Source organism: Streptomyces sp. NPDC058284 (assembly GCF_042881135.1).
GTDB lineage: Bacteria > Actinomycetota > Actinomycetes > Streptomycetales > Streptomycetaceae > Streptomyces.
The window spans coordinates 84,606-104,081 of record NZ_JBHVYE010000024.1 but is presented as its reverse complement, the minus strand read 5'-3'; the positions used below and the strand labels follow the sequence as shown (position 1 = coordinate 104,081).

General features: G+C 70.7%; 19 protein-coding genes. 11 read left to right on the top strand and 8 right to left on the bottom strand.

Translation table 11 applies throughout. The features are described from left to right. Positions 1-209 precede the first annotated feature (209 nt). A complete protein-coding gene (gene phoU / locus ACFVYR_RS28510) occupies positions 210-923 on the top strand; it encodes a phosphate signaling complex protein PhoU (protein WP_384261197.1) in 714 nt (237 codons plus the stop codon). 510 nt (positions 924-1,433) lie between these two features. Next, positions 1,434-1,649, top strand: coding sequence for a hypothetical protein (locus tag ACFVYR_RS28505; RefSeq protein ID WP_384261200.1), 216 nt, complete (start codon positions 1,434-1,436; stop codon positions 1,647-1,649). 60 nt (positions 1,650-1,709) lie between these two features. Here ACFVYR_RS28505 and ACFVYR_RS28500 read toward each other — a convergent pair whose 3' ends face one another. Continuing rightward, a complete protein-coding gene (locus tag ACFVYR_RS28500) occupies positions 1,710-2,471 on the bottom strand; it encodes a phosphoglyceromutase (RefSeq protein WP_062773105.1) in 762 nt (253 codons plus the stop codon). Between the two features lie 201 nt (positions 2,472-2,672). Here ACFVYR_RS28500 and ACFVYR_RS28495 point away from each other — a divergent pair, with 201 nt between their 5' ends. Then, positions 2,673-4,079 (top strand): MDR family MFS transporter, encoded by a 1,407-nt coding sequence (locus ACFVYR_RS28495; protein ID WP_384261203.1) that lies wholly within the window; start codon positions 2,673-2,675, stop codon positions 4,077-4,079. A gap of 175 nt (positions 4,080-4,254) precedes the next feature. On the opposite strand, the gene ACFVYR_RS28490 is transcribed toward ACFVYR_RS28495, so the two are convergent. Beyond that, positions 4,255-4,752: a YbjN domain-containing protein gene (locus ACFVYR_RS28490; RefSeq protein ID WP_384261206.1), complete on the bottom strand. Its 498-nt coding sequence runs from the start codon at positions 4,750-4,752 to the stop codon at positions 4,255-4,257. Further along, a complete protein-coding gene (gene mshA / locus ACFVYR_RS28485; RefSeq protein ID WP_384261208.1) occupies positions 4,745-6,100 on the bottom strand; it encodes a D-inositol-3-phosphate glycosyltransferase in 1,356 nt (451 codons plus the stop codon). The genes ACFVYR_RS28490 and mshA overlap by 8 nt, the downstream gene beginning before the upstream one ends. Before the next feature lie 156 nt (positions 6,101-6,256). Between mshA and ACFVYR_RS28480 the strand changes: the two genes are divergently transcribed. The 3 genes from ACFVYR_RS28480 (at position 6,257) to ACFVYR_RS28470 (ending at position 10,429) form a co-directional block, all read left to right on the top strand. Continuing rightward, positions 6,257-7,195, top strand: coding sequence for a class I SAM-dependent methyltransferase (locus ACFVYR_RS28480; RefSeq protein WP_384261211.1), 939 nt, complete (start codon positions 6,257-6,259; stop codon positions 7,193-7,195). 296 nt (positions 7,196-7,491) lie between these two features. Further along, entirely contained in the window at positions 7,492-8,559 is a 1,068-nt protein-coding gene (locus ACFVYR_RS28475) for a C40 family peptidase (RefSeq protein ID WP_384261213.1), read from the top strand. A 475-nt stretch (positions 8,560-9,034) separates the two neighbouring features. Then, positions 9,035-10,429, top strand: a complete 1,395-nt coding sequence (locus ACFVYR_RS28470; RefSeq protein WP_384261216.1) for a PP2C family protein-serine/threonine phosphatase — start codon at positions 9,035-9,037, stop codon at positions 10,427-10,429. Between the two features lie 69 nt (positions 10,430-10,498). On the opposite strand, the gene ACFVYR_RS28465 is transcribed toward ACFVYR_RS28470, so the two are convergent. The 4 genes from ACFVYR_RS28465 to ACFVYR_RS28450 form a co-directional block, all read right to left on the bottom strand. Then, positions 10,499-10,837 (bottom strand): DUF2516 family protein, encoded by a 339-nt coding sequence (locus tag ACFVYR_RS28465; RefSeq protein WP_384261218.1) that lies wholly within the window; start codon positions 10,835-10,837, stop codon positions 10,499-10,501. A gap of 169 nt (positions 10,838-11,006) precedes the next feature. Continuing rightward, positions 11,007-11,654: a hypothetical protein gene (locus tag ACFVYR_RS28460; protein ID WP_384261221.1), complete on the bottom strand. Its 648-nt coding sequence runs from the start codon at positions 11,652-11,654 to the stop codon at positions 11,007-11,009. Positions 11,655-11,742: 88 nt separating this feature from the next. After that, positions 11,743-12,189 (bottom strand): helix-turn-helix domain-containing protein, encoded by a 447-nt coding sequence (locus ACFVYR_RS28455; protein WP_384261224.1) that lies wholly within the window; start codon positions 12,187-12,189, stop codon positions 11,743-11,745. Between the two features lie 114 nt (positions 12,190-12,303). Further along, positions 12,304-13,029 carry a class I SAM-dependent methyltransferase gene (locus ACFVYR_RS28450; protein WP_384261226.1) on the bottom strand — a complete coding sequence of 242 codons (726 nt, stop codon included), beginning with the start codon at positions 13,027-13,029 and terminating at the stop codon, positions 12,304-12,306. Positions 13,030-13,177: 148 nt separating this feature from the next. On the opposite strand from ACFVYR_RS28450, the gene ACFVYR_RS28445 reads away from it, so the two are divergent. Both ACFVYR_RS28445 and ACFVYR_RS28440 read left to right on the top strand, forming a co-directional pair. Next, a complete protein-coding gene (locus ACFVYR_RS28445; protein ID WP_384261228.1) occupies positions 13,178-13,633 on the top strand; it encodes a DUF6228 family protein in 456 nt (151 codons plus the stop codon). A gap of 147 nt (positions 13,634-13,780) precedes the next feature. Then, positions 13,781-14,779: a LysR family transcriptional regulator gene (locus ACFVYR_RS28440; RefSeq protein ID WP_384261231.1), complete on the top strand. Its 999-nt coding sequence runs from the start codon at positions 13,781-13,783 to the stop codon at positions 14,777-14,779. Positions 14,780-14,784: 5 nt separating this feature from the next. On the opposite strand, the gene ACFVYR_RS28435 is transcribed toward ACFVYR_RS28440, so the two are convergent. After that, a complete protein-coding gene (locus ACFVYR_RS28435; RefSeq protein ID WP_384261233.1) occupies positions 14,785-15,594 on the bottom strand; it encodes an SDR family oxidoreductase in 810 nt (269 codons plus the stop codon). A 296-nt stretch (positions 15,595-15,890) separates the two neighbouring features. Between ACFVYR_RS28435 and ACFVYR_RS28430 the strand changes: the two genes are divergently transcribed. The 3 genes from ACFVYR_RS28430 (at position 15,891) to ACFVYR_RS28420 (ending at position 19,409) form a co-directional block, all read left to right on the top strand. Then, positions 15,891-18,371, top strand: a complete 2,481-nt coding sequence (locus ACFVYR_RS28430; RefSeq protein WP_384261236.1) for an ATP-binding cassette domain-containing protein — start codon at positions 15,891-15,893, stop codon at positions 18,369-18,371. 119 nt (positions 18,372-18,490) lie between these two features. Beyond that, positions 18,491-18,910 carry a helix-turn-helix transcriptional regulator gene (locus ACFVYR_RS28425; RefSeq protein WP_384261297.1) on the top strand — a complete coding sequence of 140 codons (420 nt, stop codon included), beginning with the start codon at positions 18,491-18,493 and terminating at the stop codon, positions 18,908-18,910. A gap of 10 nt (positions 18,911-18,920) precedes the next feature. After that, on the top strand, positions 18,921-19,409 hold the full coding sequence (locus ACFVYR_RS28420) for a VOC family protein (RefSeq protein ID WP_384261238.1): 489 nt from the start codon (positions 18,921-18,923) through the stop codon (positions 19,407-19,409). Positions 19,410-19,476 lie beyond the last annotated feature (67 nt).

Below are 19,476 nucleotides of genomic sequence, written 5' to 3'. Positions count from 1 at the left end.
GCGGGGTCGTCGCCCTCCGTCGCCCACAGTTCACCTTGATGACGGGGGTGATTCATTTGGGGTGCCGGAAACGGACGCGTCGGGCCCGCACCGTGGGAGCGTAGAGGCCAGCCCCCTGAGACGTACTGGAGCGTAGGGGCCAGCCCCCTGAGACGTACTGGAGTATTCGGGGCCAGCCCCCTGAGACGTACCTAGAGAGGGACAGCCACATGCGGGACGCGTACCACGAGGAACTTGACTCGATCGGCGAGAGCCTGGTCGAGATGGCCCGCCTCGTCGGGTCCGCGATCGGGCGCGCCACGACGGCCATGCTCGACGCCGACCTGAAGATGGCGGAGAGCGTGATCGCCGCCGACCAGAAGGTCGACGATCTGCAGCACGACCTGGAGGCCCGCGCGATAGCCCTGCTCGCGCGCCAGCAGCCGGTCGCCACGGATCTGCGCATCGTCGTCACCTCGCTGCGCATGAGCGCCGACCTGGAACGCTCGGGCGACCTCGCCCAGCACGTCGCGAAGCTGGCGCGGCTGCGCTTCCCGGACTCGGCGGTGCCGCGGGACCTGCACGCCACGATCCTGGAGATGGGCCAGCTCGCGCAGCGCCTGATGGCGAAGGCGGCGGAGGTCATCATCACCAAGGACGTCGACCTGGCGCTCCAACTGGAGCAGGACGACGACGAGATGGACCAGCTGCACCGCACGCTCTTCCAGCACCTGATGGACGACCGCTGGAAGCACGGCATCGAGACGGCCGTCGACGTGACGCTGCTCGGCCGCTACTACGAGCGCTTCGCGGACCACGCGGTGTCGGTGGCGAAGCGGGTCGTGTACCTGGTCACGGGCGAACACGCGGACGAGATCCAGGCGACGGGTCCTGCGGCGGGCCCGGCGGCGGCTCCGGCGCCGGTGGAGGGCGGCGGCGCGTAGCCCTCTGTACCCATGTGCCCCGCTCGACATCAGGTGTCGTGCGGGGCACGGTTCGTGTGCGCGTGTGCGCTCCGGCCGTGGGTCAGCCGCAGCCGCCGCCGCACGAGCAGGGCCCACCGGACTGACACCCGCAACCGCACCCCGAGCCGCAGCCGCAGGCTCCCAGGAGTACGAGGGTGGGCAGCCCAGGCGTGTCGACGGGCGGCTCGGGGACGGATTCGCGCACGGGGGACTCGGCCATGGTCTCCTCCTCGAAGGCGTACGACGTACTGCCTGTTTCCCATTGCATGCCCAGGGGGGCGGGGCGCATCAACGGCGCACGCGCGCGTGGCGGGCAGGCCGACCGCGCCGGAATCCCCCCGCCGTGACCACGGCATACACGTCGTGCACGTGCCGATCCGGCCTTCGATGAACGGTTTGCTGCCAACTAAGGGTGGCCGCGGGGCCACGGAAGGTGGTCCGGGTTACACAGGAAAGCCGGGACGTTCGCACACGTGAGGGGGTCTGGTCGTGGTACTGACGATCAACGTGGCGGTGCTTCTGGCCGTCATCATCGTGCTGCGCCTGCGGAGGCGAACCCAGGCCCGCAGCCGCAATGACGAGCAGCTGACGGTGGTCATCGTGCTCGTCTTCGGCGTACTGATCGCCCCGACGGCCTTCGGCCAGTGGATCCTCGACGTGGTCGGCAGTCTCGCGAAGGGCGTCACGGACTCCGGCAGCCCCTGAGAGCAGCCCCCTACCGACGGGGAACCCGCAGGCAGGGGGCGTGCAGTCGCAGCCGCAGAGTTACTTCTTCTTGCCCTGGTTCTTGACCGCCTCGATCGCCGCCTTCGCGGCCTCCGGGTCGAGGTAGGTGCCGCCCGGGTTCAGGGGCTTGAAGTCGGCGTCCAGCTCGTAGGAAAGCGGGATGCCCGTCGGGATGTTCAGGCCCGCGATGTCGGCGTCGGAGATGCCGTCGAGGTGCTTGACCAGGGCGCGGAGGCTGTTGCCGTGGGCCGCCACCAGGACCGTCCGGCCCGTCAGGAGGTCGGGGACGATGCCGTCGAACCAGTACGGGAGCATGCGGACGACGACGTCCTTGAGGCACTCCGTCTGCGGGCGCAGCTCCGGGGGGAGCGTGGCGTAGCGAGGGTCGGAGAACTGCGAGTACTCCGCGTCGCGGTCGAGGGCCGGCGGCGGGGTGTCGTACGAGCGGCGCCACAGCATGAACTGCTCCTCGCCGAACTCGGCGAGCGTCTGGGCCTTGTCCTTGCCCTGGAGGGCGCCGTAGTGGCGCTCGTTCAGGCGCCAGCTGCGGTGGACCGGGATCCAGTGGCGGTCGGCGGACTCCAGGGCCAGCTGCGCGGTGCGGATGGCGCGCTTCTGGAGCGACGTGTGGACCACGTCGGGGAGCAGGCCGGCGTCTTTGAGCAGCTCACCGCCGCGGACCGCCTCCTTCTCGCCCTTCTCGTTGAGGTTGACGTCCACCCAGCCGGTGAACAGGTTCTTCGCGTTCCATTCGCTCTCGCCGTGGCGGAGGAGGATCAGCTTGTACGGTGCGTCGGCCATGCCTCTGAGCGTAATCGAACCGCGGGGGGCCTCGCGCGCGCGGGCGCGGGTGTGACAGTTGACGGCTCCCGTCAATTGAGTGGCGTCCCGGGGCCGCGGGATCGTAATGTGCGCTTGCCGCAGGGGCCACTTACAGAGTGCACTCACAGCGGCGCTTGCGGAGTCGGTCGCACAGTCGCTTGCAGAGTTCGGGGGATCTTCATGTCGTTCACCGCCGTCAGACGTGCCGTCAGTGAGAGCGTGTCGGGGCTCCCCCGCGCCTTCTGGTGGCTGTGGACGAGCACCCTGGTCAACCGGCTCGGCGCCTTCGTCGCCACCTTCATGGCCCTCTACCTCACCCTCGAACGGGGCTACTCGGCCTCGTACGCCGGACTCGTCGCCGCCCTCCACGGGCTCGGCGGTGTCGTCTCCTCGCTGGGCGCGGGCGTGATGACCGACCGGCTCGGGCGGCGGCCCACGCTGCTGATCGCGCAGGCCTCGACCGCCGTGTCCGTGGCGGTGCTCGGCTTCATGGAGCACCCGCTCGCCATCGCGGGCGTCGCCTTCCTCGTGGGCATGGCCAGCAACGCCTCCCGGCCCGCCGTGCAGGCGATGATGGCCGACATCGTGCGGCCCGAGGACCGGGTGCGGGCCTTCTCGCTCAACTACTGGGCCATCAACCTCGGCTTCGCCGTCTCGTCGGCGGGCGCCGGCTTCATCGCCTCGTACAGCTACCGTGCCGGTTTCCTCATCGAGGCCGCCATGACGATGGTCTGCGCGATCGTCGTCTTCGCGAAGCTGCCGGAGTCGCGGCCCGTGCGCACGGCGCTGCAGAAGGCGGCTGAGCCGGAGGTCGGCCTCGGGGCCGTGCTGCGGGACAGGCGGTTCATGGGGGTCGTGGGGCTGTCCTTCGTCGTCGCGCTCATCTTCCAGCAGGGGTCCGTGGGCCTGCCGGTCGCCATGGGCGAGGCCGGGTTCACACCCGCCGACTACGGTGTCGTGATCGCCGTGAACGGCGTGCTGATCGTCGCCCTGCAGATCCCCGTCACCCGTTTCATCGAACACCGGGACGCGCGGCGACTGTTGGTCATCTCCTCGGTCCTCGCCGGGTACGGCTTCGGGCTCACCGCCTTCGCCGGGTCGGTCGGCGTCTTCGCGGTGACGGTGTGCGTGTGGACGCTCGCCGAGATCGTCAACGCGCCGACCCAGACGGGCCTGGTCGTACGCCTCTCGCCCACCCACGGCCGCGGGCGCTACCAGGGCATGTACACGATGTCCTGGTCGGTGGCCGCGCTGGTCGCTCCGCTGATGTCCGGCTTCATGATCGACCGGTTCGGGGCGGAGTGGCTGTGGGGTGCGTGCGCGGTGCTGGGGACGGGGGCGGCGCTGGGGTACCGGGGGTTGATGCGGGGGCTTCCGGAGGAGTCGGGGGCGGAGGCGTCGGGGCTGGAGAAGTCGGGGCTGGGCGAGTCCGAGTCGGGCGTGGCGGAGCCGGATCCGGGCGTGTCGGCTCCGGCTGTGTCGGCTCCCGTTGTGTCGGCTCCCGCTGTGTCGGCTCCCGTTGTGTCTGTGGGCTCTACAGACACCGTTGCGCCTCGTACAGATTCCGTGGGCGCACCGCGTCCGTAGTTCCGTACACGACCGGCGCGGGCAGGCGCCGTGAGCGGCGGGGTTGAAGGGTCACCGTGCGGTGCGGGGCAAACGGGCGGGTGGGTGGGGAAACGCCGTGGAGCGGCGAAGAACAGTCACCCTCACCCGCAGGGGCCACCGCCGCAGGCCCCCGCCGCGGAGCGGCGGAGAAACCTCACCCGTCCCGCTGAGTCAGATGCGTGAACGCATCCAGATTCCGCGTCGACTCCCCCCGCGCCACCCTCCACTCGTACTCCTTCCGAATCGCCGAAGCGAAGCCCAGCTCGAGGAGCGTGTTGAAGGAGTCGTCGGAGGCGGAGAGGACCGAGCCGAGGAGCCGGTCGAGTTCCGTGGGCGTGACCGCGGAGAGCGGCAGCTTGCCGGCGAGGTAGATGTCGCCGAGCGAGTCGATCGCGTAACTGACCCCGTACAGGCGGAGGTTCCGCTCGAGGAGCCAGCGGTGGACCGCCTCGTGGTTCTCGTCCGGGTGCCGGATCACGAACGCGTTCAGGGAGAGGGAGTGGTTGCCGACCCGCAGCGAGAGCGTGGTGGAGAGCTTCCGCGTGCCGGGCAGCTTCACCACGTACGAGCCGGGTTCGGGCGCCTCCCACTCGAGCTCGGCGTCGTCGAGGGTCCGCTCGATGATCGTCGCGGTGTCTGCCTGCTCAGCCATGGTGCGAGCGTACGTGACGGTGCGAACCGCGGAAGTCGTGCATCGCGGCGGTGTAGACGTCCGCCGTGGCGGACGCCGCCGTGTCCCAGCCGAAGGACTGCGCGTGCCGGGCCGCCGCTTCGCCCATCCCGTCCACAAGGTGTGGATGATCGGCGAAATCGCGCAGCACGCGCGCGTAGTGGGCCGGTTCGTGGCCGCGGATCAGGAACCCGGTCACCCCGTCGCGTACGGCGACGGGCAGCCCGCCCACCGAGGCCGCGAGGACCGGCGTGCCCGCCGCCTGCGCCTCGATGGCGACGAGACCGAAGGATTCGCTGTAGGAGGGCATCACCAGGACCGACGCCGCCCGGAACCAGTCCGCCAACTGCTCCTGGCCCACGGGCGGCTGGAAGCGGACGACGTCCGCGATGCCCAGCCTCGCGGCCAGTTTCTGCAGTCCCTCGGGCTTGGCGAGGCCGCTGCCGCTCGGGCCGCCAACGATGGGGACGACGATGTTCGAACGCAGCGCGGGCCGCTCGTCCAGGAGCACGGCGACCGCACGGAGCAGCAGGTCCGGGGCCTTCAGGGGCTGGATGCGGCCCGCGAAGAGCGGTACGAGGGCGTTCTGCGGCAGGCCCAGGCGGTGCCGGGCCGCGGCGCGCCCGTCGGCGGGGCGGAACCGTTCGAGGTTCACGCCGGGGTGGACGACGGCGACCTTGCCGGGATCGGCCTCGTAGTGGCGTACGAGTTCGTCGGCCTCTTCGGAGGTGTTGGCGATGAGGCGGTCGGCGGCCCGGACTATCTGCGTCTCGCCGATGACGCGGGCGGCGGGTTCGGGGGTGTCGCCCTCGGCGAGCGCCGCGTTCTTGACCTTGGCCATGGTGTGCATGGCGTGGACGAGCGGCGCGCCCCAGCGTTCGGCGGCGAGCCAGCCGACGTGGCCGGAGAGCCAGTAGTGGGAGTGGACCAGGTCGTAGTAGCCGGGGCGGTGGCCCGCCCAGGCCTGCATCACGCCGTGGGTGAAGGCACAGAGCTGGGCCGGCAGCTCTTCCTTGGCGAGCCCTTCGTAGGGGCCCGCGTCGACGTGCCGCACGACGACGCCGGGCGCCATCTCGACGGTGGGCGGGAGGCCGCCGGTGGTGGCGCGCGTGAAGATCTCGACCTCGATGTTGATCGCGGCGAGGCGCTTGGCGAGCTCGACGATGTAGACGTTCATGCCGCCCGCGTCGCCCGTGCCGGGCTGGTGCAGCGGCGAGGTGTGCACGCTGAGCATGGCCACGCGGCGTGGCCGCCGCTGGGAGCCGGGGATGCGGAGCCGAGAGGGTGCCGCCGGGGAGCGACGCCCGAGCCTGGACACGTACTGGCTCACGTGGCGGTCCTCCTTGCGTACGGGCATGACTACACGGAGGGCGTACGGTCCTCCGCAGGGAGAACACCGGACCTCGCCGCTCCATTTCCGCCCAGCCTCTTTTTGCCAAAGCGTTACGTGACGGCCCCCGGCCGCTGCCCCGCATACCCTTCTCCCATGGCCCCACGCACCCCTTCCCGCCCCGTGGGAACGGTGACGCGCGGGACCACGAATCCGAACCGGCTGCGCCGCATGGACCGCTGGATCGCCGCCGTCCACGGCGCCGCGCTGCGCCGTGCCGCCGACCCCGTCGCCGTCGACCTCGGCTACGGCGCCTCTCCCTGGACCGCCGTCGAGCTGCTCCAGAGGCTGCGTACCGTCGCGCCACGCGCGCGCGTGGTCGGCATCGAGATCGATCCGGCGCGGGTCGCGGCTGCGAAGCCGTACGAGCGCGAGGGGCTCGCCTTCCGGCACGGCGGCTTCGAGGTGCCGCTGCCGGGCGGCGGCCCAGGTACCGGTGGCGGCACCGGTACCGGTGGCGGCACCGGTACCGGTGGCGGCCCAGGTACCGGTGGCGGCCCAGGTACCGGTGGCGGCCCAGGTACCGGTGGCGGCTCGGGTTCCGGTTCCGGCCCTGGCTCCCGCCCCGTACTGATCCGGGCCGCGAACGTCCTGCGGCAGTACGACGAGGAGCAGGTCGCCGCCGTCTGGGAGCGCCTGTGCGCCCGGCTCTCCCCCGGCGGCCTGCTCGTCGAGGGCACCTGCGACGAGATCGGACGGCGGCACGTGTGGGTGGCGCTCGGGCCCGGGGGGCCGCGCACGGTGACGTTCGCGGCCCGGCTCGGCTCCCTCGACCGGCCCTCCGACCTGGCCGAGCGGCTGCCGAAGGCGCTGATCCACCGGAACGTGCCGGGCGAGCCGGTGCACGCGTTCCTGGACGACTTCGACCGGGCCTGGGCGGCGGCGGCGCCGTACGCCTCGTACGGGGCCCGGCAGCGGTGGATCAGGGCGGTCCGCGATCTGCGTGCCGACTGGCCGGTGCTCGACGGGGCCGCGCGGTGGCGGCAGGGCGAAGTGACGGTGCGGTGGGAGGCGTTGGCTCCGCGGTCCTCGTGAGCGGTCCTCGTGAGCGGTCCTCGTGAGTAGTCCAGGTGAGCGGTCCGGGTGAACCCCGGCGAGTCCGGTCGCGCTCGGGGTGTACCCCGAGGCCACCCTGGGGCCACCCGGACGTCACCCGGAGATGGTCCGGTACCCGTGAGCGGCGGGAACGATCTCCGCGTGCCGCACGTCACATGGGGCGTGTGGGGGATCGGAGTTGCTGTCGGGCTCTGTCGGATCGGGCGCCGGCATGGCACCATCCCGGTGGCGAACGTAAGTTACTGACGGTAAATCAGCTTTGGGGGTGGCAGGGCGTGACCGGCAAGCGATACTCGGCGGCGGCGACTGTGGCACTGATCTGCGCGGCCGTGGTGGTGGCCGCGCCGGGAGCGGCGTATGCGAGCCCCTCCCTTCCGCCAAGATCCCCGGAGCCGACTCCCAGATCCGATACGTCACTTGAGCAGGTCCGCAAGGAGATCGACAAGCTCTACCACGACGCGGGTGTGGCGACGGACGCGTACAACGCAGCGGAGGAGAAGGCCGACAAGCAGTCCGAGCAGATCGTGAAGCTGGCCAAGAACATCGCCGAGGGGCAGGCGAAGCTCAAGAAGCTGCAGGCCCGCGCCGGCGCCGCGGCCCGCGCGCAGTACCGCGGCGGCGGCATGCCGGCCGAGGCCCAGCTGATGCTCAGCGACAGCCCGGGGCAGTTTCTGGACGGCGCCGGACGCATGCGGCAGGGCGAGAAGGCCACCAAGGGCATGCTGACCGACCTGGAGAGGACCCAGGACGACCTGCGGATCTACGCCAAGGACGCCACCGCCCGCTGGAAGAAGCTGGAAGCCAACCGCAAGGCGAAGGCCGCGTCGAAGAAGAAGATCAAGAAGAAGATCGCGGACGCCGAGAAGCTCGAGTCGACGCTGGAGAAGAAGGAGCGGGAGCGGCTGCGCAAGCTGGAGGAGGCAGCCGCCCTCAAGAAGCAGTCGGCGTGGGTGAGTTCGGGGGTCCTGAAGGACATCGGCGGCAAGGCGACCGCCCGGGGCGAGAAAGCCGTGGAGTTCGCCACCGCCCAGATCGGCAAGCCGTACGTGTGGGGCGCCGAGGGCCCTGGTTCGTACGACTGCTCGGGGCTCACCTCGAAGGCCTGGGCCGCCGCGGGGCGCGGCATTCCGCGGACGTCGCAGGAGCAGTGGAAGCAGCTGCCGCACGTCGACGTCAAGAACATGCGCCCCGGTGACCTGATCATCTACCACTCGGACGCGAGCCACGTCGGGATGTATCTGGGCGACGGCGCGATCGTGCACGCACCGCGCCCCGGCCGGAACGTGACGATCGCGGGCGCGGGCTCGATGCAGATCCTCGGGGTCGTACGCCCGGACAAGTAACGGGGGCGGGCGGCGCGGGCAGGCACCGCTGGAGGACGACGCGGGCAGACACCGTTGGAGGACGGCGCAGGCAGGCACCGCTGCACGGCAGCGCGGGCAAGCCGCGCTTTGTGGGCGGCGCGGGCAAGCCGCGCTTTGTGGGCGGGGCGGCCAAGCCTCGCCTGTGGGCGGCGCGGGCAGCAGAGCGGGGCGGCAGAGCGGAGACCTCGGGCAGGCGCAGCGTGCCCGCACGCCCCAGGCGCATCCCCCTGTGACCCACCACACCCCGCGCCGTCCCGCTCAACCCCCGCGGCGTGATGTTCGTCATTCCCGGCGGGAGCCTCCCGTGCCCAAGTGCGTTCCGGGATGCGGCATATGACGGTGGCGGTTTGCCGCGCGGCATTCCACTGGAGGCACGGCTACCGCTATGGTCCCCGTCGGTGCCGCGTCGACCTGCGCGGCACCACACCCTCGGGGGGAGGGAAGGAAGCCAGCGATGCCCGTACCCATACCGCAGCAGAGAGCGATCCCGGCCGCGGAAGACGGTCAGGCTCATCCGACGCCCCCGTACGACCCGGCCGCACCCGCCCGCAACGGCGCCGCGGCGCCCGCCCACGGACCGGCGGCGTCCATCCGTGCCACGGCGACGGACACCGGCACCACAACCGGCAACGGCACCGGCACCGGCACCGGCACCGGACTCACCCTGCTCGTGATCGAGGACGACCCGGCAGGCTCCCTGAGCGTCCCCGAACTCCTCGACTCCGCCGGCAAGCCCATCCGCATCCGCACCGCCCGCAACCTCACCGAGGCCGAGCGGCTGCTCACCGACGACGTGCACTGCATCCTGCTCGACCTGGCCCTTGCCGGACCGGGCGCGGCGACGGGGTCGGAGTCGGACGAGGACGAGGACGAGCTCGTCGCCCTCAAGCACGTGCTGCGCCTCGCGCCCCGGCACGCCGTCCTCGCGCTCACCGCGAACGACGACTCCGAACGCGGCGCCGAAGCCGTGCGGGTCGGCGCCCAGGACTATCTCTTCCGGGACGAGCTGGACGGGCGGCTGCTGAGCCGCGCGATCCGGTACGCGGTGGAGCGCAAGCGCGCCGACGTCGCCCAGCGCCAGCTGACCGAGTCACGGCTGCGGGCACAGGAGAACGCGCGCCTGGAGCGCGGCCTGCTGCCCACGCCGCTCCTGGACGGTTCGCCGCTGCGCTTCGCCGCCCGTTACCGGCCCGGCCGCTCCCGCGCACTGCTCGGCGGCGACTTCTACGACACCGTGCGCACTCCCGACGGCTCCGTGCACGTCATGATCGGCGACGTCTGCGGCCACGGCCCCGACGAGGCCGCGCTCGGCGTGGAGCTGCGGATCGCCTGGCGCGCGCTGACCTTCGCCGGCCTGTGCGGCGACGAGCTGCTGTCCACGCTGCAGAAGGTCCTGGAGCACGAGCGCCCGGACGACGAGATCTTCGCGACGCTCTGCACGGTCGACATCGCACCCGACGGCCGCCGGGCCGGACTCTGCCTCGCCGGGCACCCGTCGCCGCTGATCGCACGCGAGGGCAGGCTCGCCGAGCTGCTTCCGTACGAGGACGGCGGCCCGGCACTCGGACTCCTGCCGCGCGCCCGCTGGCCCCGCCGCCAGGTGGAGCTCGGCGGCGCGTGGAGCCTGATGCTCTACACGGATGGCCTGATCGAGGGCCGTATCGGCCAGGGCAACCAGCGCCTCGGACAGGACGGCATGGTGGAGATGCTCCGCCGCCAGATCGCCTCGGGGCTGCGCGGCGACGAGCTGCTCGAGGCCGCCGTGAACGAGGCGCGGGATCTCAACGGCGGGGACCTGACGGACGACGTGGCGGTACTGCTCCTGGACCGGACGCCCGGCGGTCGGTGAGCGCGGCGGTCGGTAAGCGCGGCGGTCGGTAAGCGCGGCGGTCGGTGAACTCGGTGGTCGGCGGTCGGGTCAGCGGCCGCCGTTGTAGGGCCCGTACGGCCCGTCGCTGCTGGAGCCGCCGCGGCGGCCACCGCGGCCACCGCCGGTGATCTGCTGGATCGCCGGGCGCACGTCCACCATGTACACGATGGTGGCGACGAGCCCGATGATCGGCAGGAACGACAGGATGTTGAAGATCAGGTTCACTACGAAGGCGAGACCGAGGATGATCAGCCAGAACGGCTTGGTCTTCTTGTCCGCCGCGCGATAGGCATCCTCTCGCCGGACGGCGGCGTCGATGAGCGCGAATCCGCTGAAGACGATCAGGGCCAGCGACAGCAGCCACATGAAGTTCGCGAACCCTTGCATCAGCACAACGTCCACCACCAGTCTCGGCTCATCATTACGCGGCCACGGTACCCGCTACCCCGTCAACGGGGCGGACACTCCGTGAGTGCCCGCCCCGTCCACGCGGCCCTAAGAGCTGCCGCCTACCACTTGCTCGCCGCTTGCTCGCTACTTGCTCACGACCTGCTCGCTACTTGACGGGCGGCGGGGTCTTCTTCGCCGCAGGGGCCGCCGTCTTACGAGTGGTGGTCGCCGTGCTCTTCTTCGCGACCGGCTTCTTGGCGGGGGCGGCGGCCACGGTCCGCGGCTCGTCGGCCGGGGCCGGCTGCTGGACGACCTTGACGGCCGGAGCGCTCTCGGCACTGTCGCCGACCTTCGGGGCCTCGTCGGGCTCGACCGTCTCGGCCAGGTCGAGGATCTCCTCGGCGGCCTCGCCGCGCCAGGACTTGACGGCCTGCTCGCCGTGCTCGGCGACCTCGTCGTACTTCTCGCGCGCCTTGACCGCCAGCTCCGCGGCCACACCGACACCGCGCAGCGCGAGGTCCTGAGCGGTCTCACCGAGCTTCTTCAGGTCGGTGTCGAACGAGCCGAGCACCTCGGTGACCTTGGCCTGCAAGGTCTCCTGCGCCTCCTTGGCGCGGGCGGCGGCCTTGTCCTGCACGGCCTTGGGGTCGGTGTTGCGCACCGCGTCGAACCGGGACGGCGCCTCGGCGATCAGCTGCTCGACGAGGCCGGGCACCTTCTTCGCCTGCTGGAACGCGAGGTCCGCGGACCCGGCGACGAAGTACGCGGGCGTGGGGTTGCTGAGGGTCTTGCGCAGGTCATCGGTGATGGCCATGACGATGGTCCTCCCGGATTCGCGTCAGCGTGTCACTTGAGGGTGATGGTGCGAGGGGTGGTGCTTCGGATGGTGCTTCGGGCAGGCATCACGTGCCGTCGGCCGCGCGGGGGCCTTCGTCGGTGGCGTCCTGCCCCGCGAACGGCGATACGTCGCCGTCCGGCGAGGAGTCCGCGTACGACGAGGTCTCGAAGCCGTTCTCCTTGCGGAACGACTCGTAGATCTGGAGCAGCACCTGCTTCTGGCGCTCGTTGATGGAGGGGTCGGCGAGGATGACGGCGCGCGTCTCCAGCTCGTCCCGCTCCTTCTCGTCGAGGATCCCGGCCCGCACGTACAGCGTCTCCGCGGAGATCCGCAGGGCCTTGGCGACCTGTTGCAGGACCTCGGCGCTCGGCTTGCGCAGCCCGCGCTCGATCTGGCTCAGATACGGATTGGACACCCCGGCGGCGTCGGCGAGCTGCCGCAACGACAGCTGCGCGTTGCGCCGCTGCTCGCGCAGGTACTCACCGAGATTGCCGACGTTGAGTGATGCCATGCCGTCGATGGTGCAGCACCCTTGCTAACTTTTGCAAGCGCCCGCTTGCAAAAGTGCGCCACGCCACTGCGGGCGGTGGCCCATGAGACCACTTCTCGCGGTGACTGACCCGACCTACGGGCGTCGCGCGACGAAGACGAACTCCTTGCCTGGCCTGTCGGGTGCGTCGCGGACATCCTCCACCTCATAGCCCTGCGCGATCAGCTCCGTCTCGACCTCTTGCCGCTCACGGAAGCGCAAGGTGGAGTCTGACGTCAGCACCTGTCCGTCGGAAGCGAAGGCATAGGTCCAGCGGAACGTCACCAGCGGCTCGCTCACCTCGATCACCTGGACCCAGCTTTCCACGGCGCCGGCATCCGGGATCTCCGTCACGCGATACGAGGCTTCGCGGTTCCACTCCTCCCAGGCGCGTCTGGCCGGATCGCGGGTCTCGAACACCAGCCGGCCGCCAGGCTGTAGCGCTTCGTACGCGCCGCGCAGAGTCTCGCGCCATGCCTGCGGATCGAGGATCTGCTGGGCGGCGTTCGCGGTCATGGTTGCCAGGTCGACCCGCATCGGCGGGAGCGTCGTGGCGTCGCCACAGATCCAGCGCACTCGCTCGCTGCCCGGCTTGGCTCGGGCCACGTCGATGGACGCCTGGGCGGGGTCGACGCCGACGACCCCGATCCCGCGTTCAGCCAGCAGAAGCGCGAACACCCCTGTCCCACAGCCGATGTCCAGCACCTGGCGGGCCCCGAACTCCTCCGTCATCTGGACGTACGCGTCGAGATCGCTGCGATCAGGATCGAGCGGGTCGTAGATCGCGGCGAGCCGTGGATGTCCGAAGCACTCGTCAGTCATGCGGGCGAACGTATGGGCAAGTTGGGTTGCCGGCCCAATCAATTTTTGCTGCTGCCCACGGGGTTGGCGCCCGCACGAGTCGACGTCCCACCCCACCGGCAGCGAATCCAAGTGACGTCGAGCGGGATGCTGACCTAGCGTTCCGCCCATGCCCACACCAGACGTCGGCACTGGCGCTGGGGCCGGTGTGACCATCCGCTGCCAGGACAACGCGTCCGTCGGCGTGACGTTCCGCGACCGGTTCAGCCTCGACGCAGACTCCGTTCACTATGCCGTTGAGCTGTGGGCTCCCGGTCTGACCGCTCGTGTCGACGAGGTCGTCGCCCGGGTCTCGGACAGGGGGCTCTCCGCGTTCCTGGCAGAGCTTGCCGCCGACTACCGGGGATGGGACGGCGAACGGAGCTGGCAGACCGACGACCGAGACCTGACGGCGTCAGCGGTCTTCCGGTCCGGCGGCCACGTCGGGGTGACTTGGGTCTTGCGGCCGTGGCCGCAGGCCGCTGGCGGCTGGGGCGCCTCGGTGACCACCTGGCTGGAGGCCGGCGAGCAGATGGCTTCCCTCGCGGCCGATGTCCGGGCCTTCCTCGCCGTGGAGTTCCAGTGACATCCGACCGATATCCGTACCCGCGTTTCGTTGTGCCCCCGACTGCCGTCACAGACGTCCACGGGAATCGACCCCGACGGAACCAGGTTGGTTGTTGTTGCGGGGCCACCACTGTTGCAGGTCCACCCTTGGGAGGGGCAGGAGCCCATGAGTCTTCGGCAGTTCGAGTACGCGTTGGCCGTGGCCGAGGAGGGCTCGGTGACGGCGGCGGCGGAGTCGCTGCGCGTCGCTCAGCCCTCCGTGTCGCAGCAGATCCGCGGCCTGGAACGGGAACTCGGCGTCGAGCTGTTCGACCGCACGCCCACCGGACTCGTGCCCACCGCGGTCGGCCGCGCGTTCCTGCGGGAGGCGGAGGTCGCGGTGAGCGCGTCACGGCGGGCGAGGGCTACGGCACGGGCCGGTGCGGACGATCTGGTGGGCGAGCTGGTCGTCTCGGTCCAAATGGGCTTCGGTACGCGGCAGTTGCCGGGCGCGCTGAGCGCGTTGCGGCGCCGCTACCCCCGCCTTGAGGTCACCGTCTTCGAGGAGCCCAGCTCCGCCGAGCTGGAGCGGTTGTGCCGCCGGGGCGTGGTGAACCTCGCCCTGATGGCGGCGTGCGAGCGGAGTCCCGCCGACGCGCACCACCTCGGCGACGAGGAGTTCGTCGTGGTGCTGGGCGCCGGGCACCGGCAACTGGCCGCCGAGTGCGTTGAGTTGCGCGCCCTGGAGGGTGAGCCGTGGGTGCGGTTCGACCGTGACAGCGCGCTCGACGGCGTACTCCTGAACGTGGCGCGGGAGAACGGCCTTTCCCTGACCACGGCCGCCCGCGTCTCCCAGACGGCGACAGCCGTGCGCTGGGCCGCCCACGGCCTCGGCGTGACGCTCGTCCCCGCCTCCGCGGTGCCCCACGGCTACGGGCACCTCGTCCGCCCGGTGTCCCCGGCTGTTTCCCAGCCCGTCATCGCCGTGCTCCGGAGCGGCGCGGGCCCGGCGGAGACGGTACTGCTCGAACTCCTGCGCAAGGAGATCTGGACCCAGCCGATTTCCGACGCCCAACCCGTTTCCGCGATCGTTTCCGAGCCCCATTCCGAGTCCGTTTATGGGTCCGTTTCCGAGTCCGTTTCCTTTTCCGTTACGCCGCCGTCGGCCGCGCCGATTCCGCAATAGTCCCGTCAGCCCCTGGAGAATTCGCCGCCGTCCACGAAGAGGTTGCTTCCGGTCACCCACTCCGCCCGGTCCGAGACGAGGAACAGCACCGCGTGGGCGATGTCGTCGGGGTGGCCGTCGCGGCCCAGTGGGGTGGTGTCGTCGGCGTTGGTCTGGGCCGGTGCCGCGGCCAGGCGCGCCCACTCCTCCCGCGTCGCCTCGCCGCCGGGAGTGGCGACCCTGCCGGGGCTCACGGTGTTGACCCGGATTCCGAACGGGGCGAGTTCCGCCGCCATTCCGCGGCTGTAGTTCTCCAGGGCCGCCTTCGCCGTGGTGTAGTGCAGGAACGGGCCCAACGGCGTGCCCACCGCCGCCGAGGAGATGTGCACGATCGCCCCCGACCGCCGTTCCCGCATCGCCGGTACCAGCAGCGAGTCGAGCCGTACCGACGCCAGGTAGTTCAGGTCCAGCGCGTCCTGCCACTCCTCGTCGGGGATGGCCGAAGCGCCCGGGTGCGGTCGCGCCCCGCCCGCGTTGTGGACCAGGATGTCCACCCCGCCGAGCACCTCCCGCACGGTCGCGGCGAGCGCCTCCGCGCCGGCCCGTGTCCGTACGTCGGCCTCCACGAAGGTGGCCCCTTCTGGCACCGTGCTCGTCGCCGACCTGGCGGTCGTGACCACGTCGGCGCCGGCGTCCAGGAGCCTGCGTACGACAGCCGCTCCGATTCCGCGGGAACCACCTGTCACGAGTGCCCGCTTTCCTTCCAATTCCCTTTTCGAAACGCTTCCGGTTTCGGTTCCGGTTCCGGTTCCGGTAAGGATTTCCGTTGCGGTCATGTCATCCCATCCTCTACGTCGCATCATTGTGCGGGCAATTCGCCCTAACCAGATGCCATTACCGTACGTACGGAAAACAGCGGTAGGCAAAGACTGAATTGCAGTACGCGGTATAGGGGATTCCTATGGCGCTCTCCCGGCCCGGAGCACGGCGCACGGCGCACGGCGCCCGGAGCACGGGGCACTGAGCACGGCGCACGGAGCACGATCAGGAATCGAGAAGCGCCCGCTCCCCACCGCCGCTAGCGTGACGCACAGCCGTCCGAGGCCCGAGCTACGGAGACACGGAGATCACCATGAGCAAGGCAGCCGGAAAGACCCCCGCGTCGGACGCTTCCGCACACGCCGCCGACCTGCACGACCTGATCCGTGTGCACGGCGCCCGCGAGAACAACCTCAAGGACGTCAGCATCGAGATCCCGAAACGCCGTCTGACGGTGTTCACCGGCGTCTCGGGGTCCGGCAAGAGCTCGCTGGTGTTCGACACGATCGCGGCGGAGTCGCAGCGGCTGATCAACGAGACGTACAGCGCGTTCGTGCAGGGCTTCATGCCGACGCAGGCACGGCCCGAGGTCGACGTCCTCGACGGGCTGACCACCGCGATCACCGTCGGACAGCAGCGGATGGGCGGCGACCCGCGCTCCACGGTCGGCACCGCCACCGACGCCAACGCGATGCTCCGCATCCTCTTCAGCCGGCTCGGCGAGCCGCACATCGGTCCGCCCAGCGCGTACTCCTTCAACACCGCCTCCGTACGGGCCAGCGGCGCGATCACCGTCGAACGCGGCGCCAAGACCAAGGCGCAGAAAGCGACCTTCCACCGCACCGGCGGCATGTGCACGCGCTGCGAGGGCCGCGGCACGGTCTCCGACATCGACCTGAGCCAGCTCTACGACGACTCCAAGTCGCTCTCCGAGGGCGCGTTCACCATTCCGGGCTGGAAGTCGGACAGCCAGTGGACCGTGCAGGTGTACGCCCAGTCGGGCTTCGTCGACCCGGACAAGCCGATCCGCGCGTACACCAAGAAGGAACTGCAGGCCTTCCTCTACGGCGAGCCGGTCAAGGTGAAGGTCAACGGCGTGAACCTCACCTACGAAGGGCTCATCCCCAAGATCCAGAAGTCGTTCCTCGCCAAGGACAAGGAGTCGCTGCAACCGCACATCCGGGCCTTCGTGGAGCGGGCCGTCACCTTCACCACCTGCCCCGAGTGCGACGGCACCCGGCTCAGTGAGGGGGCCCGCTCATCGAAGATCAAGGGCAAGAGCATCGCGGACCTCTGCGCGATGGAGATCAGGGACCTCGCCGAGTGGGTCCGAGGGCTGAGCGACGCCTCGTCGGGCACGTCGGGCTCGTCGGGCTCGTCGGGCTCGTCGGGGCAGTCAGGCTCGCCCGACGACGCGTACGACGCGTACGAGAAGGTCGCGCCCCTGCTCACCGCGGTGCGGCAGACCCTCGACTCGTTCGTGGAGATCGGCCTCGGCTACCTCGCGCTCGACCGGCCCGCCGGCACGCTGTCGGGCGGCGAGGCCCAGCGCGTCAAGATGATCCGCCACCTCGGCTCCTCCCTCACCGACGTCACGTACGTCTTCGACGAGCCCACCGTCGGCCTGCACCCTCACGACATCCAGCGGATGAACGGCCTGCTCCTGCGGCTGCGCGACAAGGGCAACACCGTGCTCGTCGTGGAGCACAAGCCGGAGACCATCGTGATCGCCGACCACGTCGTCGACCTCGGCCCCGGCGCCGGTACGGCGGGCGGCACGGTCTGCTTCGAAGGGACCGTCGACGGCCTGCGCGCCTCCGGCACCGTCACGGGACGCCACTTCGACGACCGTGCCGCGCTGAAGGACACGGTGCGCGAGCCCACCGGGGCGCTGGAGATCCGCGGTGCGAGCGCGCACAACCTGCGCGGCGTCGACGTCGACATCCCGCTCGGGGTGCTCACCGTCGTCACCGGCGTCGCCGGTTCCGGCAAGAGCTCGCTCGTGCACAAGTCGATGCCCGTGGACGCGGACGTGGTGAGCGTCGACCAGACGCCGATCCGCGGCTCCCGGCGCAGCAACCCGGCGACGTACACCGGCCTGCTCGACCCCATCCGCAAGGCGTTCGCGAAGGCCAACGGGGTGAAACCGGCCCTGTTCAGCGCCAACTCCGAGGGCGCCTGCCCGACCTGCAACGGCGCCGGCGTCATCTACACCGACCTGGCGGTGATGGCCGGCGTGGCCACCCCGTGCGAGGAGTGCGAGGGCAGGCGGTACCAGGCGTCGGTCCTGGAGTACCGCCTCGGTGGCCGCGACATCAGCGAGGTCCTCGCGATGCCGGTGGACGAGGCCGAGGAGTTCTTCGGCGCGGGCGAGGCGCAGACCCCGGCGGCCCACCGGATCCTACGGCGCCTCTCGGACGTCGGGCTCGGCTACCTCAGCCTCGGCCAGCCGCTCACCACGCTCTCCGGCGGCGAGCGGCAGCGGTTGAAGCTGGCGACCCACATGGCGGACAAGGGCGGCGTGTACGTCCTCGACGAGCCGACCACCGGCCTCCACCTCGCCGACGTCGAGCAACTGCTCGGCCTCCTCGACCGGCTCGTCGACTCCGGCAAGTCGGTCATCGTCGTCGAGCACCACCAGGCGGTCATGGCGCACGCCGACTGGATCATCGACCTCGGGCCCGGCGCGGGGCACGACGGCGGGAAGATCGTCTTCGAGGGCACACCGGCCGAGCTCGTCGCGGCGCGCTCCACGCTGACGGGGGAGCATCTCGCGCAGTACGTCGGAGCTTGATGCGGTCGTCCGGGGGGGGGCCGTCGTGCCGGTCGGTCCCCCCGGACCCTCCCCCCGGCCCCCCGGTCGCCGCCAGGACGTTCCGCCGCCCCCTCTGTAACGTGTCACACGTGCCCCGTGTGTCTCTCCCCGACCTCGTCCGGCTGCGCCAGGCGCGCGACCGGATGGACCGCGACTACGCGGAGCCACTCGACGTCCCCGCGCTGGCCCGGGGCGCCCTCATGTCCGCGGGCCACTTCTCGCGCAGTTTCCGCGCCGCCTACGGCGAGACCCCGTACAGCTACCTCATGACCCGCAGGATCGAGCGCGCGAAGGCGCTGCTGCGCCGCGGCGACCTCAGCGTCACCGAGGTCTGCTTCGAGGTGGGATGTACGTCGCTGGGCTCGTTCAGCTCCCGCTTCACCGAGCTCGTCGGCGAGAGCCCGAGCGCCTACCGGGCCCGCGACCACGCCGACGGGGCCGCCGTCCCCGCCTGCGTCGCCAAGCTCCGCACCCGACCGGTCAGGAACGGAGAAGCGAAGACCGACCCGGGTGCCTAGCGTGGTGCACATGGACATGAACACAGGCACAGACACCAGCACGGGCACGGGCACCGGCACCGGCACCGGCACCGGCACCGGCACCGACATCGAGATCGCGCAGTGCTTCATCGCCGTCGACGACCACGACAAGGCCCTCGCCTTCTACCGGGACGTACTCGGCTTCGAGGTGCGCAACGACGTGGGTTTCGAGGGCATGCGCTGGGTGACCGTCGGGCTGCCCGCCAAGACCGGCGTGGAGATCGTCCTCGAACCGCCGCTCGCGGACCCGAACGCCCCGGCCGCCGACCGGCAGGCGGCGGCCGAATTGATGGCCAAGGGCATGCTCCGCGGCGTCAACTTCCGGACCGGTGACTGCGACGCCACGTTCGAGCGGATCCGCGCCGCGGGCGGTGAGGTGCTGCAGGAGCCGGTGGACCAGCCGTACGGCGTGCGAGACTGCGCGTTCCGTGACCCGGCGGGGAACATGCTGCGCTTCGTCCAGCCGCGCGGAGAGTAGCGAGAAGCAGCAAGCGGGCTGGTGAAGCGGCTGTTGACCTTCACCTTGGGGGAAGCCGCAGCATCGG

Coding starts and splice junctions, on each gene's coding strand:
- phoU (WP_384261197.1), top strand. CDS start 210: ATGCGGGACGCGTACCACGAGGAACTTGACTCGATCGGCGAGAGCCTG.
- ACFVYR_RS28500 (WP_062773105.1), bottom strand. CDS start 2,471: ATGGCCGACGCACCGTACAAGCTGATCCTCCTCCGCCACGGCGAGAGC.
- ACFVYR_RS28495 (WP_384261203.1), top strand. CDS start 2,673: ATGTCGTTCACCGCCGTCAGACGTGCCGTCAGTGAGAGCGTGTCGGGG.
- ACFVYR_RS28490 (WP_384261206.1), bottom strand. CDS start 4,752: ATGGCTGAGCAGGCAGACACCGCGACGATCATCGAGCGGACCCTCGAC.
- ACFVYR_RS28480 (WP_384261211.1), top strand. CDS start 6,257: ATGGCCCCACGCACCCCTTCCCGCCCCGTGGGAACGGTGACGCGCGGG.
- ACFVYR_RS28470 (WP_384261216.1), top strand. CDS start 9,035: ATGCCCGTACCCATACCGCAGCAGAGAGCGATCCCGGCCGCGGAAGAC.
- ACFVYR_RS28465 (WP_384261218.1), bottom strand. CDS start 10,837: ATGCAAGGGTTCGCGAACTTCATGTGGCTGCTGTCGCTGGCCCTGATC.
- ACFVYR_RS28460 (WP_384261221.1), bottom strand. CDS start 11,654: ATGGCCATCACCGATGACCTGCGCAAGACCCTCAGCAACCCCACGCCC.
- ACFVYR_RS28455 (WP_384261224.1), bottom strand. CDS start 12,189: ATGGCATCACTCAACGTCGGCAATCTCGGTGAGTACCTGCGCGAGCAG.
- ACFVYR_RS28450 (WP_384261226.1), bottom strand. CDS start 13,029: ATGACTGACGAGTGCTTCGGACATCCACGGCTCGCCGCGATCTACGAC.
- ACFVYR_RS28445 (WP_384261228.1), top strand. CDS start 13,178: ATGCCCACACCAGACGTCGGCACTGGCGCTGGGGCCGGTGTGACCATC.
- ACFVYR_RS28440 (WP_384261231.1), top strand. CDS start 13,781: ATGAGTCTTCGGCAGTTCGAGTACGCGTTGGCCGTGGCCGAGGAGGGC.
- ACFVYR_RS28435 (WP_384261233.1), bottom strand. CDS start 15,594: ATGACCGCAACGGAAATCCTTACCGGAACCGGAACCGGAACCGAAACC.
- ACFVYR_RS28430 (WP_384261236.1), top strand. CDS start 15,891: ATGAGCAAGGCAGCCGGAAAGACCCCCGCGTCGGACGCTTCCGCACAC.
- ACFVYR_RS28420 (WP_384261238.1), top strand. CDS start 18,921: ATGGACATGAACACAGGCACAGACACCAGCACGGGCACGGGCACCGGC.